Below are 14,241 nucleotides of genomic sequence, written 5' to 3'. Positions count from 1 at the left end.
TTATACTATAGTTACAGGTACCTGTAGAAAGTAAGGGGTATGCATATATATGGATATAGGTAAAAACATCGTTCGTCTGCGCAATGAAAAGGGTTATACACAGGAAATGCTGGCATCACTTCTTCATGTCAGCTCTGCGGCAGTGAGTAAATGGGAGCACGGCAGCAGCTGTCCCGATATATCTACACTTCCCATTTTAGCACGAATTTTTGATATCAGTATTGATGAGCTGTTGAATTTTGAAAAAAATCTGAGCGAGGAGCAGGTGAACAGGCTATGTGAAGAAATGCTGGGACAGTTTCAAAGTGCACCTTTCCCTGAAGCCATGGCATATGTGAAAAAAGTTTTACGGCAGTATCCCAACAGTGAGAGCCTGAAATTATCGTTTGCCCGCTTATCTATGCAGGTACTTCTTCTGCTTCAGGAGGAAGATCAGGCAAATGAGTTTCTGGCACTGGCAAAGCAGCTGGCACAGGAGGTTTCACAGTCAGCGGATTTAGAGAAAAAGCAGCTGGCCGGTATTCTTCTGGTGAATTTTCTGGCAATGGAACAGCGCTATGAGGAAGGTCTGCAGCTGCTGCAGAAACTGCCCAGACTTGCGGATACCTCTTCTCTGGAAGGTACGCTTGCCATGCAGATCAAGGATGAAGACGAAGCTATGCATATGCTGCAGGCTCAGCTGTTTTCCCACTATCATCAGATAGGCATGATCCTATTAAATATGTGTAATCTGGCAAAGCGCAACAACCGTATGGATATGTTAAGAAGCTATCTGCAGCTGATGGAAGGCTTAAGCCACCTGTTTCAGCTCCCTCTCTCGGTAATGTCCCAACTGTATATCTACAGTGCGGCACTGCATGATGAAGCAGCCACTCTTCGCTATGTAAAGGAATATATCGAGCAGTTGAAATCAATGGACAATCTTCAGAAACAGCGGCAGATGCAGCTACATGACATTCCCTGGTTTGATCATGTAGAGCTGAACGCTCAGGGGCTCGCCAAGGGAATCATGCAGACGCACATAAAAGATATGTTAGAGGATATGGCACAGTCTTCCATCTTATCATTTGACAGTGTACAACAGCTACTGAAAGAGGAAATCGCCTTGTTAAGGAAAGAATGATGCATAAAAAACCAGAAGATTCCAGATAAGAAGAACAGAGCGCTCACATATGGTTCTGTTCTTTTTGCCTTTCTCCCGTATACGTATATAGATGTTTTCGTACTGTACCTTACAGCAATTCGGTATGCAGGCAGAGCTGCTCCAGCAGCTGCTCTTTCTTTTCCTCATCCTTGAGCTGTGCAAATATCTCATCCTCCACACTGCGAATCCAGTATACATGTACGCCTTCCTTTTTTAAATGCAGAGGTAACGGATCCCCGCTTTTATCATCATCGATCAGCACACAGCCATACTTATCTTTGATTGGGATATCCAGTGTATGCCCGTGTCCGACACAGTCAATCGCATGCCATGGAAGTGAACACAAACCGGCAATCGAGGAGAACAGCTCCATTTCCTCTTCCCTGCTCAACGAACTGCTCGGATATTGAACTGCGTATTCACATCGGGCGTAGTCTTCATACTCCGCATAATAACGGTCTGCATTCGGCATGGAAAACATACCGGCACCAATGGTAAAGGCATACGACATCCCATCCTTTTCAAAGGTTAACAGCAGTCTGCTTGGAAAACGGTCCTTGTTTAAGTCATAGCAGTTGGTAGCAGCCCCGAACAAATCACTGAGCTGTGAGAAATAAGGGGTGTTATAGGTTTTCCACACCTCATTAAATTCCTGTTTCCAGAAAGCCTTCCCTTCCAGTATCCGTCCCACCATAGGGCTTGCATCCTTCAGCTTCCACGCAACCATATTGTTTTCCTTCGCATACAGAGCATAGCCGGGAAAGTTGTGACCGTCTGCCCAGGATGGTATGACACAGACAATTTCATTGTTATGCAGTAAACCGGCGATATGTCCTTCCTTACTCCAGACAATTTCCAGCTCATCCTCATTCCATGGTTTTATATCCATATCCTCATCTACAAACATAGCAGGCAGTACCGGCTGATGATCCTCATCAATTTTATCTTTCTGAAAGGAAAGAGGTGCCTCCACCAGATTTTTCACCCAGCAGGCAGAGCGGGCAATCAATCGTTCATTTTCAAAATCCAGATCATACATATAAAAATAAATACTCTCTCCATCACTGATGACGTCAGCCGCAATCGGACAGAGCGGTGATTCTGAAAACTTCAGGCTTGTTTCTTTTATTTGTTCCATGCATTTCTCCTTTTATTCGTATGGCAATATTATACAGGAAAAGCGAGTAAATAGCACTCACCGAAACCCGATACAGGACTTCTTTTTTATAAAAAATCCCTGTATGACTGCAAACAGCGTTCCTCTTCATAAGAACAAAGGAGCTTTTTTACAAGTACACAGGGATGCGTGACAGATTTTGATTCCTATATACTCACTGGTTATCGAAGTTATGTAGCATAAGTGTCCTCCTCTTCCAAAACCAGATGCATGCAGTTTTGAGTTCTGCTTTACACCGTAAGTGCCTGTTTCCATTTGCCGCGGCGGTAATAGATGATTGCGGCAATCACAGATACAAGCGTTGCGGCAGGAATTGCAAGACCAATTCCGGTAAGATCATGATTCCCGTATTGCGACAGAATAAATACGAGAGGGATACGAATACATAGAGATGCTGCTATTCCATTGACCATGGCGAACAGTGTTCGTCCGCAGCCATTGAAAAAGCCGTTCATTGTAAATCCGAAGGCAACCAGCAGAAAATCATAGCGGAAATAATGCAGATATTGTTCCCCTGCAGTGATAACGGCTCCCTCCGCCTTGAAAATCTGCAGAATACTTTCTGAGGATATACCGGCCCAGAGGAAGAAAATCATGGAGGCGGTAAACGCAAAGAATATACTGATCCATAAGGCCTTTCCTGCCCGCTTCCAGTTTCCGGCTCCGATATTCTGTGCAGCAATCGTACTGATGGCAGATGCGATTGCCGTTGACGGCAGCATGGCAAAGCCTTCAAACTTGTTGCAGATACCGGCAGCAGCGCTTGCTGCAACCCCGAAACCATTGATAATAGCAGCTATACACAGGAATGAGACAGCTGATATGACCTCCTGCAAAGAAATGGGAAGACCTATTTTTAACAGCAGCAGAGCCTTATCCCTTTGCAGATGAAAGCTGGAAAGATGAAAGTCAAAGCTGAATTTCTGTTTGCGCAGAAAGATAATGGACAAAAGCAGGGATACCCCCTGAGAGAAAGTAGTCGCAATGGCAGCTCCCGCAGCTCCCATATGAAAACCGGCAACGAGCACAACATCCAGTATGATATTGAACATGCAGGCTGTCGTAATAAAATACAAGGGACTCTTGGCATCTCCCAGACCTCGAAGAACAGCACTGACAGCATTATACCCAAAGCTGAAAATAATTCCCATGCTACATATATAAACATAGCTGCAGGCATCCTCATAGGCTTCCTGCGGTGTCTGGATAAGCGTTAACAGCTGTGGTGTCAGCACCAGCATGACAACTGTCAGCAGGATACCCAGCAGCAGAAAAAGCGTGAAGGTCGTGGCAATGGAGGATTCGATATCCTTATCTTTACCACAGCCTGCATATTGTGCAATCAGTACGGTACTCCCCATCGTCAGACCGGTTATCAAGGATAGCAGCAGCTGCGTAATCTGTGAGCCAAGTGATACTGCAGAAATCTGCGCTTCGCTATTGTACCACCCAACCACCAGCAGATCAACGGTGCCATACAGTACCTGTATGAGGTTCGCTGCCAGAAAGGGCAGGGCGAACCATAGCAGGGCTGAATATAAATTGCCATGCAGTAAATCTATTTTCTTTTGCATCGTTTTCCCTCCCGATCAGCACTCATTTGCTTATAAGATAGTTAAAAGCTCCTGCGGTGTTTCCACAGCATAGCGGCAGGGCAGAGATTCTTCTGTGATCCTGCCCCATTTCGCCCAGACAAAGGCTACACCAGCCGCTTTTGCACAGAGTGCATCGTTCATGGAATCACCGACAAACAGCAGCTGCTCCGGCAGAAGCCCACTCTGCCGCATGATATAAAGGAGTACATCCGGTGCAGGCTTGGTGTGTGCTACGACATCCTTTACGCCGATGCAGGAAAAGCTGTCAAACGCTTCCCTTGTCAGCTGATTTTTCAATTCATAGAAAGCGTCATAGCTGCGGGAGGTCGCAATGCCAAGCGCATAGCCGCGAGTGCGCAGTTCAATCAACAGCTCATCAATTCCGGAAAAGGGTTTTACGTTATCGATTCCTTTTTCGTGCTGATGGAAACAGATATCCTCGAAGCGTTCCCTGTCTGTCGGCGGTATTTGCAGATACACACAGTTCTCCTGATCCGTCTGAAAATAACAGGGAATAAAGTGTTCATATGGCAAGGGCTTGCGATTCGGATACATTTTACGATATCCTTCATAAAGCATGGAAATCATAACGGCAGAGTCAACCAGAGTACCATCGCAGTCAAATACCACCATCTTATAGTTTTGCAAACTCACAACCTTCTTTCACAATAATGGCGCAATTCTTCCGCTGCCTGCTGTTCATCGCTGCCTTCAATTTCAAATAACAGAATTTCATTCCTTCCCACATTGATTTCCATCAGCTCTACGATTCTGCGTACATTGGCACTTCGCCGCCTGCTATGCACGGTAATTGTACTGCTGAATTTACGCGCCATTGCGGAGAGATCACTCGCAGGTCGCGCATGAAGCCCCATATGACTCTTTACTGTATATTGGAATGTAATCATTCTGTCACCTCTTGTCTTTTTCATGTCAATTTTTTTCATATGTTTTCGTATGATACTATGCCGGCTTTTATCATATCACTCAAGACTGGCAGCGTACATATAGGAAATACTGGTAAATTCAGGATTTGTTTGTACAAATATGCAAGAGCCGGATTAATCAACAAAAGGAACATGAAATTTTTTCAACCAAGCAATAAAAACATTCATATTTTGTATTTTTAAAATCACCAAATTCGTATAAAATGATGAAAAGAGAAGATGCTGATCAGGCTTCGCCCAGAACATCTGACACAACGGTATCCATCACGTTTACAATAACCGTTATGAGATTGTGATGTGCTATGGACTGCCGATTATCAGCATCTATTTTTCATTCCTTATTCATCATGCGTATTGAAATATTTTGCCTCCGGCATTGGTTCATCATCAACTCCGAAAGGCTTAGTTATAATACCATAGTCAGCAGCCAGACGAGCAGCAAGAATCTCTACGACCGGTGCATATTCGAGATATGCAAAATCGTTTCCATGAGGTTCAAAAGCAAGATCTCTTTCATCTATGGTATTCATACCGATGACAAATGCATCACCTACTTCTGCTTTGATATAGTGTGCAAGACCATTCGCAATCTCAGTATTTCGTCCGTTATTTAAAATAATCACAGCTGTTCGATTGGTAAAGCCCATCGTCGGACCATGCATTCCATCATCCATTTCATATCCTACACACAGATATCGCTTCGCGATTTCCAGACATTTCAAAGCACCTTCCACCGCTACACCATATAGAGCTCCAGAACCGTATAGTGCATAGCCATCCTTGTTCATCAGCCTCCATTTATTTTTATCAAACCACTGCATTGTAGCATCACATAGCTCACTATGGTGAACAGCTGCAGCTTCTGCATCCTTAAGATATGAAGCATAATCCGCCTCTGATAACGTTCCTCTGGCTAGTCCTATTTCCATAGCGGTGATCATATGTGTAAAGGCAGACATACAATATCCGATTGTGCGGCAGCCGTATTCCTCATGATCTGTTTCCATCAGAATATGGCAGCCACCAACACTGGCAAGTGGTGATGATGCATCCTCTGTAACAGCCACTGTTAAATTTCCAAGCTCTTTCATTTTCAGCAATGCCTTTTGCGTTAAGGTAGATGTTCCGCTCTGTGATGTAAAAATATACAGAGCATTTGGATTATATGCACACTTCTCAAGGAATAGATTAGGCAGCAGTACCGTAGTTGAAATACCGCTTGCTTTCTCGACGAATTCATGGGAAGTCATGGAGCAGGTATTGCTTGTACCGGATCCTATCAACACAATTTCATTGATGGAAGAAAGCTTATCACCAAGGTAAGCGAATAATCCGGCGGTTAATTCCTTTCTTTCCTTTATCACCTTGTCCACGACTCCCGGGACACGCCTTATCGTATCAATTAAACTCATTTCATTTCTCCTCTCTTTTCTATTAGAAAATTCCAATGTATTTTCCTGCAATTCCTATTATCATAATCACTACAATCAATAAAGTCGGCTTTACATTTTTATTCAGAAGCTTGAAACAGCCAAGTGTTAATAACAACGGAAGCATACACGGGAAGATGGAGTCCAGCATTTCCTGTATGGACTGCTCCGCTCCATTCATGGTAAAGACATAGCCGATATTCAGAGATACCATGGTAGCTGCCATCGCTCCAACAGTCATCAGACCTACAATACTGGCTGCTTTTGTTACAAAACTCATAATGCCGCTTTCTTCTGCCTGTGTCATAAATTTTGTACCCATTTTATAACCGATATAAGGGAATAATATACGAACAGGCTCTGCCAGCAGATTAAACAGTACTAAGAAAACGATAGGCCCCAATATATTGCCATCCTTCGCCATACTTAAGCCGATACCCATCGTGATAACACGCCATGTACTCTGGAATATTGAATCCCCGATACCGGCAAACGGTCCCATGAGTGATGTTTTTACAGCAGCAATCGAAGATTTATCAAAATTCGAATCATGAGCTGCCTGTACTTCCATCGCTGTACTTAATCCAGTGATAAACCCTCCAACTACAGGATTCGTATTAAATAATTCATAATGGCGTTTATATCCTGCAATACGGTCTTCTTCGTTATCGTACATAGCGTTAATGACAGGGATCATAACCCACATATAACCCATAGCCTGAAATTTTTCCCATGTATAAACTGCATCGACCTGATGAGAGCGTCGTGCAACCTTGGCCATCAGTTTCCCTTCTTCATCTGTCAAGCCAAATTTTTCCTTAATCATCGAACAATTCCTCCTCCCCGGTATCCGTATCTGTAATCAGCTTACTTGCCTGTCGGCGCTTACTGAATTCGCCTTCAAAGTAAAGGATAATAACTAAAATCATTCCGCAAATAGCAATCGCCATTAACGGCATTCCACAATAGGATGCCATAATGAATCCAAGAAAGAAATAAACAGCCAGCTTCTTTTGCCACATCATCTTCAGCAGTAAACCAAATCCGACTGCCCCAAGCATTCCCGCTGCAACACCCATGCCGTCCAGTAAGGTTTGCGGAACATTATTGATGAATTCTTTCATAACATCTGCACCAAGCCCGACACCCAATGCACAAATCAGACCGCTGAATAAAGAAGTTGTTACAGCAACTAGTGGGAATATCCTTTGAATTCCCTTATAATTACCTTTTTCCACCATCTTGTCAATAAAAGGTGTATACAGTGAACGTATTGCGACCTTTGGTACAAAGAGCATTTGGCAGATAATAGATGTAGGAACTGCCAATGCAAATGCTGTTTCAATGCCGGCTCCAAGAATGATTGCATATGCTGTACCAACAGCTGTTCCGGATACAGCGTCCGGAGGCACTGTGCCGCCAATTGCCATAACCCCCATGAATACAAGCTCCAGTGAAGCCCCAACTTCAACACCTGTTTTCACATCTCCCAAAACGATACCAATTGCTGTTCCTACAATAAGCGGTCTCTCCACCATTGGGAAGCAGCACCAGCATTCGATGAAGCCCAGGATAACTACTGTTAACCCGACTAATAGTGCTTGAATCATAATCCTTCCTCCTTTTCTTATAAGTATTTATCAATATTTGTGCGACTTTCCGTAGGAACCATCCGTAGCTCTAAACTGTCTACCAGTGTTTTCAGTTCCTTCAAAGCAGCCAGGTCTGCATCATCCAAACATACAGCAGCTGCAATCATCTTTCCTCCTTCCTTATTCTTAACACCGCCGATGTTTACACGATGGATACAATCTGTCGATTTCACAAGCTTTAAGGTATCCTGAATCGTTCTTGTAATCAAAAAGATTTTTATTTTTTTTGCATTTGGATTATTGAGAAGAGCAATTGCATCATCGACTGTTTTGATAGCCAGCTTTACGCCGGCCGGCTTTGCCATTTTCAACGCCAGCTTGCTCATTTCATTTGTTGCCGCCTCATCATTCGCAATCAGTATGGCTTCCGGCGCCACTGCACCAACCCATGTTACCGCCACCTGTCCATGCAGCAGACGATCATCAATTCTACAAAGTTCTACCATAATTTATCATCCTCGATTCCTTTGTCAATTTCACTTTTAACACTTTGATAATTAAATAACAGAATGTTTTTCCTGGCATTCTCCATCGTTTTCCTTAAAAGCTCCTCTGTATTTCCATGATCCTGTGTCAGCAGCAGCTCCAATACAACAGACAGCGTCATTCCGGTCATCAGATAAACCTTGGGAAAGATGCATAAATGCATGAGCTGATTGTGAACACTTCCGCCATTGATATCACAGAGCAGGATGTACTCCTGATCCTGATTTTGTTCAATCTGCTCCTTCAGCAGCTGGTAGATATCCTGCGGTGTCTTATAAGTGTCCAATCCATATGCGGCGATTCCCTGCGTGCTTCCCACAATCATTCGCACAGCACTCAGCATGCCCTCGGCCAATGAACCATGAGAAGCCAGTATGATGTTTCTCAAATTCCTCCCCTCCTTTCCTGATATTTCACGTCTCACTAATCTATAAGCAAACTGCGTGCCAATTTTCGTAAAATCGACACGCAGTTCCTGTTTCCCCTTTAAACAGGGGCTTATTTAATTTTATTGAAGATATTGCAGCTACTATCAAAAAACCATCATTCGATCGTTTCCCATAATTCGTTGACACTGTCATCCACCGCCTTGACACTGTCCCGCTTAAAGATATAATCGTAAATATAGCCAATTTCACTAACCGGTATTTCCACATTGTAATGCACCTCTACATCATGAAATGCCCGTTTTACAATAGCGATGAAATCTCCATGCTCCTGTATAAAGGTATCCAGATTATGAAACTTCGTCACATTCTTATTGATAATCAACCGCTCAATCAGACAGCTGATATGGATATACAGGCCCAGTGTGATGTTGCTGCTGAGAACCATCTGCAGTTCCCGCTGGATCGTCTTAATGATTTTTTCCACACTGTTGATAATCTTATCGCTGTCCAAAATGGTTAAATAGTCCAGTAAATTATCCATAGAGAAATTTTTAATCATATTTTCATTAAAGGCTTCAATCTGATCCGGACGCATCCGTTGGGCAAACGCTGCATTCGTTTTCTCCACACTCTTCTGTTCAATCATTTCCTCCAATGAAATAAAAGGAATATCGGCTATTTTTGGATTCTTTGTGCCAACAATGAACAGAATATTATATTTTTCAAAAATAGAAGAGCTTCTTCCCGATTTTATCAGGGAATCAAAATCATAGGGAATCACACTGATGGATACATGTTCAGGTAATGATTCCTCCATCAGATTACTGATTTTCTCCGCCGTACCGATTCCTGTCTCACATACCGATAAGACGGCATCCTGCTTCACACGGTTTTTGATGATTTTATAATGATAAGGAAGATGACTGCTGGCTTCCCTGAGGATATCCTGTATCGTCATTTTTTCCAAAATCATACTGCCGATATCGAGCGCCAGCTTTGTCGTAACATTATTGATGATACCGATATCCATAAGCTTAACACTGCCCAATCGCTGATAGATATCCTCCAAGGAGCCCATATCGACAAGGACGATTACTTCCTTACTGCTTTCTTTCCCCTTTAAATAGTCGCTCAGCTTCGTTACGATAACTTCAAAGTCACTTTCAATCGGCATATCGATAGCATCAAAAACATGCTGCTTCAACAGCTGATTGGCAACCTCGGCAATTCCGCTGGCAATTGCATAGCCATGGGCGATAATCACTGCCGGAATATCCGCAGCCTGCATGTCCCGGTCAAAATACCGGATAAATAGGAACAGGTCCAGAAAAGCAAACGGTCCGGGCACAAAGTTTAACGCATCACTGACCAGCTGCCAGATATCACAGACAATATCATATTCCAGTCCGTATTCACGATGCAGCAGATTCTGCAGCTGCTCCACATCCTTGCGGTTACAGATTCTCAGCTGGTTGATGGAAGCATAGTTCTGCATATAATCATTCATAAAATGAACAAGCACGGATATTTCATTGTTGGAGAATGTTTCCAGATGATACTTATGAATCACTATATTCATGATATTCTTCACCAGATGATTCATCATATCGAGCTTCGGCGATTCATAGGTATTTCCCGCAAACAGATAATCCACATACTGTTCCAGCTTTCGGCAGCAGCTTTCCACATAGGAGGAAAGCTTCAGCTCGGCATGATTCAAGGTACGGTATTTGTGAACAAGGTAGGAATTCAGTTTATACAGATGCCCGTCCTTTTGTATATTTACCAGCATATCACCGCTGCGAATCATTGTTTTATCGTCATAGCTGTACAGTGTCAGGTCCTGACCTGTGCTTTCCAGCAGGTCGCTGGGCAGATCATACAGATGCAGCTCCACATGCTTCTGTTTTTCCTGACTGCGTAGAAATGCCTTGGCAACGCTTGCCCGGATACAGTTTTTCAACCCTCCGACATTGCCGGCAAAAACATGACGCTCCAGCGTGCGATAGACCAGATCCGACAGGCAGATTTCCCGTTGAATATGCTGTTCCTCCTCCTGTATCAGAAATTGCAGAAGTCTTCGCTTCTCCTGCAGAGGGCGCTCTGCAAGGGAAGGCACCTTGACAATCAGCGGTATCCTTCGCAGCAGTGTTTTCAGCAGCACCTCACTTGGCTGCATGGTTGTCGCGAAAATCACTCTCGCATTGGATTCATACCATACATCATTATCCCCGACCATATGATAAATGCCCTTATCCATGAAGAGAAATATCTTTTCCTGACATTCCGGCTTCAGTCCGTGTACCTCATCCATAAACAGAATACCGCCATCAGCCAGTGCCAGCAATCCGGGGGTATCCTTTTCCGCACCGGTATAGGCACCTTTTTTATAGCCGAATAAATTGGTCATCAGCATCTCCGGATTGTTTGCATATTCCGAGCAGTTTACCGTCACAAACCGGCTGTCTACGGATAGGATATGCGTATCCTTCCCATATTGAAACATCAGCTGTGCGATCAGACTTTTCCCGGTTCCGGTAGGTCCCTGTAAAAGAATCGGAAGTCCGTGATCAGGATAGGAGACAGCTGCTTTGCATTGCTCTACCACATAGCTCAGACTGTCCTGTGCACCAATCAGATTCATAAATGCATGCTTCTTATCCGCTGCCTTTAATTCATTGCGCATTTCTTCCAGTGTCTCATAAATATCGCTCTGCAGCTGTACGGAAAAGCGTTCCTCCAGTGATTTTCGCAGAAAGAAGTATACCGGGCGTGTATTGATTTTGATAATCTGCCCCTTTTGCTGCAGCTCACTCATGTAATGGGAAATCAGATTTCGGCTGCATTGGAAATGATCGCTCAGCCACGTTGCCGTCAGTGCCTCCAGTTCCTCAGACGACCATAAATTGTCAAAATCCAGAATACTGCATTCCCTTTCCAGCAGTTCCAGAATGCCCTGCCTGATCGTATTATCGCTCATGCACTCTCTCCTTTTCTTCCATGAAATACGTGTATTTCAGAAGTGAACCACCCATACATATTCTGTATAATTATTAGATAATGTATTTGATTATACAAAATACTTCCTATTACTCTTTATTATACATGAATTTCATTCTGTTTCACGAAAGAAAAAATCATTATCTGCGAAAAAGATGTTGTAGAGAAGCATAGGTGAAAACTATATGGTAAAAAATGTATGCTTTCAACATCTTTTCCAGACAAAAAAGCATCCCCGTTTCAGGGATGCTTATCTCATTTCATTCTGTCGCAGAGGAGTTCAATAGTTAATATATTGAATAAATATGAAATATTCAAGAAAAGCAGAGACTGGAAAAAACTGGTTTCTGATTTCTGTTTTTCTTATATGAATATGATAACACCATTTATAAAACGAAAGCTCTTCTTTTTCACCCTTAATCATATTGTTGCATAACCGAATTGCTAACAATGATGAAATAATTAAGACTTCTCGGGTATCCTTGCAAAGTTCCACTTGATTTAATACTTATTCAATCAGTTAAAATTTTTTCAAGATTACAAATGAATTCATCATAAGTTTTACATCTCAACAAACGGTCTACATTGCTTTGCTCATAAAGGGCAGCAATCAGTTGATCGAAAAGGTGTGAAAATATTTCCTGATCATCTTTACCAAATCCTATAAGAATGATTAGATTCACATCATACTGGTTCCACATCATCGGTTTTTCATTAATAACAATCGACAAAAATGAATGCTCGCTAGAATGTAATAGCGAATGAGGTACTGCAACACGATTAGGGAAAGACGTACTTGACATTTTTTCTCGTTCCATCACCTTATATACATAATCCTTATCACAAAGTCCCATTTGACAACATTTACTGCATAGTTTTTTAATCATTTCTTCGATACTGTTTGTATAAACCTCCTTATAAAACAATTGTTCTCCCACAAACTTCCTTAAATACTCTCCTACTGCCTTTTTATTTTTATTTTTTTCTATTGAAATCAGTTTATCGTCTATTGATTTTATATCACTCTTAGATAGAAAAGGTCCGACACAAACAAAAGGTAAGGTTATATATTCTGATATCTCACTCATTGATATAATTAAGTCACAATGCGTAACCTGCTGAATATGTCTATAAGATAAAACTTTCTGAATATGAATCCGATTACCAAAAATTCTAATAATTTCTTTCATACATTTTTCATGCATGTCGTGATAATCTGTATAAATAAAACAGCAACTGCAACTATCTTCGCAATTTTTAGTATTCTCTAAATAAGCACCGATATGAAAAGCAATAAAGGCGATCTCATCATCTGAAATCTTATCAAATCCAAAGGTACTGAGCTCTTTTGCAACGAAGACTGCCATGTCATATACCAGAGGATACTCTTTTTTTATTTTAACTGATAAAGGGTTTTGAACGTGATAATGATGCTTTAATCTAAAACATAAATTTTTTATATGAATTGAAAATTTAATAAAAAAGGTTTCATCAAAATCATCCAGATGATAAGCTTCGTTTAGTTGTTTTATAATATCTTTTGATATATTAATATATTCTTCTTCAATGTATTGATAAATATTGTCCATATTTACAAATGTGTCATCGATCGTACTGCTATTCGATAAAATAAGCAGGGTTAAATAATATAATTCTGCCTCATTCATATGTACAGAATAAAATTTATCAAGCATTTTTTTTATCCGTAATGAAACACGATAGTCGTGTGTATCTATAATTTTAGACAGTTTAACATCCTCAAGTATTGATTTTGACGTACGAATACGTATTATAACAACCATAATATGAACCGCAATATTATTTAGTTCATAATCATTTACAAAAAGACCTTCTTCAGTAAATATATCATGCAGTTGCTGACACAATACCAAATAATCAATGTCAGCTTCATCTGTTAACATTTCATTATAGGAATGTATAAAATCATTCACATTTTCATTGCTAATCAGTTTGTTCATAAACTTTCTTTTATCTTGCTCCATGCCTGACAGTGATAAAATATTTCTATGTTTTTTTAATTGAAGATTATATTGACTTAAAATATTCTTACATTTTCTTATATCCAAATCTAACGTAGAATCGCTAATACATAATTCATCCGCAAGATCATATGAATCTATTTCATTACAGCATAATAGTCTACGAATAATATAGTCATATCGGTTTTCCAAAGTATCAGATACTTTAGACACATCAATAGTACTTTTATTATCTAATTTATAACCGCGGTAGGATGACAGCACAATAGTTTGATTTGCCCTGGTATTGATTTTTCTGATATAGTTGCGTATAGTTCTTGTTGAAACCTTGAAATTATCTGCTAATGTCTTAGATTCCACCCATTCCCCTTCTTTTCTTAAATACTGTAATATGTCATTAATATTAATTGCCATACTAAAT

The 14,241-nt window shown here is 41.4% G+C and carries 12 protein-coding genes; 1 reads left to right on the top strand and 11 read right to left on the bottom strand.

The genetic code is table 11. The annotated features are described in order from the left end of the window. Positions 1–49: 49 nt before the first annotated feature. Entirely contained in the window at positions 50–1,123 is a 1,074-nt protein-coding gene (locus tag G4D54_03575) for a helix-turn-helix transcriptional regulator (GenBank protein QJA01570.1), read from the top strand. A 109-nt stretch (positions 1,124–1,232) separates the two neighbouring features. Here the strand turns inward: G4D54_03575 and G4D54_03570 are convergent, their stop codons facing one another. The 11 genes from G4D54_03570 to G4D54_03520 all read right to left on the bottom strand — a co-directional run bounded on the left by G4D54_03570 (position 1,233) and on the right by G4D54_03520 (position 14,234). Next, positions 1,233–2,282 (bottom strand): DUF2251 domain-containing protein, encoded by a 1,050-nt coding sequence (locus tag G4D54_03570; GenBank protein ID QJA01569.1) that lies wholly within the window; start codon positions 2,280–2,282, stop codon positions 1,233–1,235. 269 nt (positions 2,283–2,551) lie between these two features. Beyond that, entirely contained in the window at positions 2,552–3,895 is a 1,344-nt protein-coding gene (locus G4D54_03565) for an MATE family efflux transporter (GenBank protein QJA01568.1), read from the bottom strand. A gap of 30 nt (positions 3,896–3,925) precedes the next feature. Next, on the bottom strand, positions 3,926–4,564 hold the full coding sequence (locus G4D54_03560; protein QJA01567.1) for an HAD family hydrolase: 639 nt from the start codon (positions 4,562–4,564) through the stop codon (positions 3,926–3,928). A gap of 2 nt (positions 4,565–4,566) precedes the next feature. After that, on the bottom strand, positions 4,567–4,824 hold the full coding sequence (locus tag G4D54_03555; GenBank protein ID QJA01566.1) for an HPr family phosphocarrier protein: 258 nt from the start codon (positions 4,822–4,824) through the stop codon (positions 4,567–4,569). Positions 4,825–5,201: 377 nt separating this feature from the next. Beyond that, complete coding sequence (locus tag G4D54_03550; GenBank protein ID QJA01565.1) at positions 5,202–6,275, bottom strand: SIS domain-containing protein; 1,074 nt, start codon at positions 6,273–6,275, stop codon at positions 5,202–5,204. Positions 6,276–6,297: 22 nt separating this feature from the next. Next, on the bottom strand, positions 6,298–7,119 hold the full coding sequence (locus G4D54_03545) for a PTS system mannose/fructose/sorbose family transporter subunit IID (protein QJA01564.1): 822 nt from the start codon (positions 7,117–7,119) through the stop codon (positions 6,298–6,300). Continuing rightward, entirely contained in the window at positions 7,112–7,903 is a 792-nt protein-coding gene (locus G4D54_03540) for a PTS sugar transporter subunit IIC (protein QJA01563.1), read from the bottom strand. Before G4D54_03540 ends, G4D54_03545 begins: the two co-directional genes overlap by 8 nt. Positions 7,904–7,920: 17 nt before the next feature. Continuing rightward, entirely contained in the window at positions 7,921–8,391 is a 471-nt protein-coding gene (locus G4D54_03535; GenBank protein QJA01562.1) for a PTS sugar transporter subunit IIB, read from the bottom strand. Further along, positions 8,385–8,819, bottom strand: a complete 435-nt coding sequence (locus tag G4D54_03530; protein ID QJA01561.1) for a PTS mannose transporter subunit IIB — start codon at positions 8,817–8,819, stop codon at positions 8,385–8,387. Before G4D54_03530 ends, G4D54_03535 begins: the two co-directional genes overlap by 7 nt. 155 nt (positions 8,820–8,974) lie before the next feature. Beyond that, positions 8,975–11,800, bottom strand: a complete 2,826-nt coding sequence (locus G4D54_03525) for a sigma 54-interacting transcriptional regulator (protein QJA01560.1) — start codon at positions 11,798–11,800, stop codon at positions 8,975–8,977. A 532-nt stretch (positions 11,801–12,332) separates the two neighbouring features. Beyond that, positions 12,333–14,234: a transcription antiterminator gene (locus tag G4D54_03520; GenBank protein QJA01559.1), complete on the bottom strand. Its 1,902-nt coding sequence runs from the start codon at positions 14,232–14,234 to the stop codon at positions 12,333–12,335. Between the last annotated feature and the right edge of the window lie 7 nt (positions 14,235–14,241).

The sequence above is a fragment of the [Clostridium] innocuum genome (genome assembly GCA_012317185.1).
GTDB lineage: Bacteria > Bacillota_I > Bacilli_A > Erysipelotrichales > Erysipelotrichaceae > Clostridium_AQ > Clostridium_AQ innocuum.
Note: the sequence above shows the minus strand (reverse complement) of the source record. Positions and strands in the feature narration are given on the sequence as shown.

Coding starts and splice junctions, on each gene's coding strand:
- G4D54_03520 (QJA01559.1), bottom strand. CDS start 14,234: ATGGCAATTAATATTAATGACATATTACAGTATTTAAGAAAAGAAGGG.
- G4D54_03525 (QJA01560.1), bottom strand. CDS start 11,800: ATGAGCGATAATACGATCAGGCAGGGCATTCTGGAACTGCTGGAAAGG.
- G4D54_03570 (QJA01569.1), bottom strand. CDS start 2,282: ATGGAACAAATAAAAGAAACAAGCCTGAAGTTTTCAGAATCACCGCTC.
- G4D54_03550 (QJA01565.1), bottom strand. CDS start 6,275: ATGAGTTTAATTGATACGATAAGGCGTGTCCCGGGAGTCGTGGACAAG.
- G4D54_03565 (QJA01568.1), bottom strand. CDS start 3,895: ATGCAAAAGAAAATAGATTTACTGCATGGCAATTTATATTCAGCCCTG.
- G4D54_03535 (QJA01562.1), bottom strand. CDS start 8,391: ATGGTAGAACTTTGTAGAATTGATGATCGTCTGCTGCATGGACAGGTG.
- G4D54_03555 (QJA01566.1), bottom strand. CDS start 4,824: ATGATTACATTCCAATATACAGTAAAGAGTCATATGGGGCTTCATGCG.
- G4D54_03540 (QJA01563.1), bottom strand. CDS start 7,903: ATGATTCAAGCACTATTAGTCGGGTTAACAGTAGTTATCCTGGGCTTC.
- G4D54_03545 (QJA01564.1), bottom strand. CDS start 7,119: ATGATTAAGGAAAAATTTGGCTTGACAGATGAAGAAGGGAAACTGATG.
- G4D54_03575 (QJA01570.1), top strand. CDS start 50: ATGGATATAGGTAAAAACATCGTTCGTCTGCGCAATGAAAAGGGTTAT.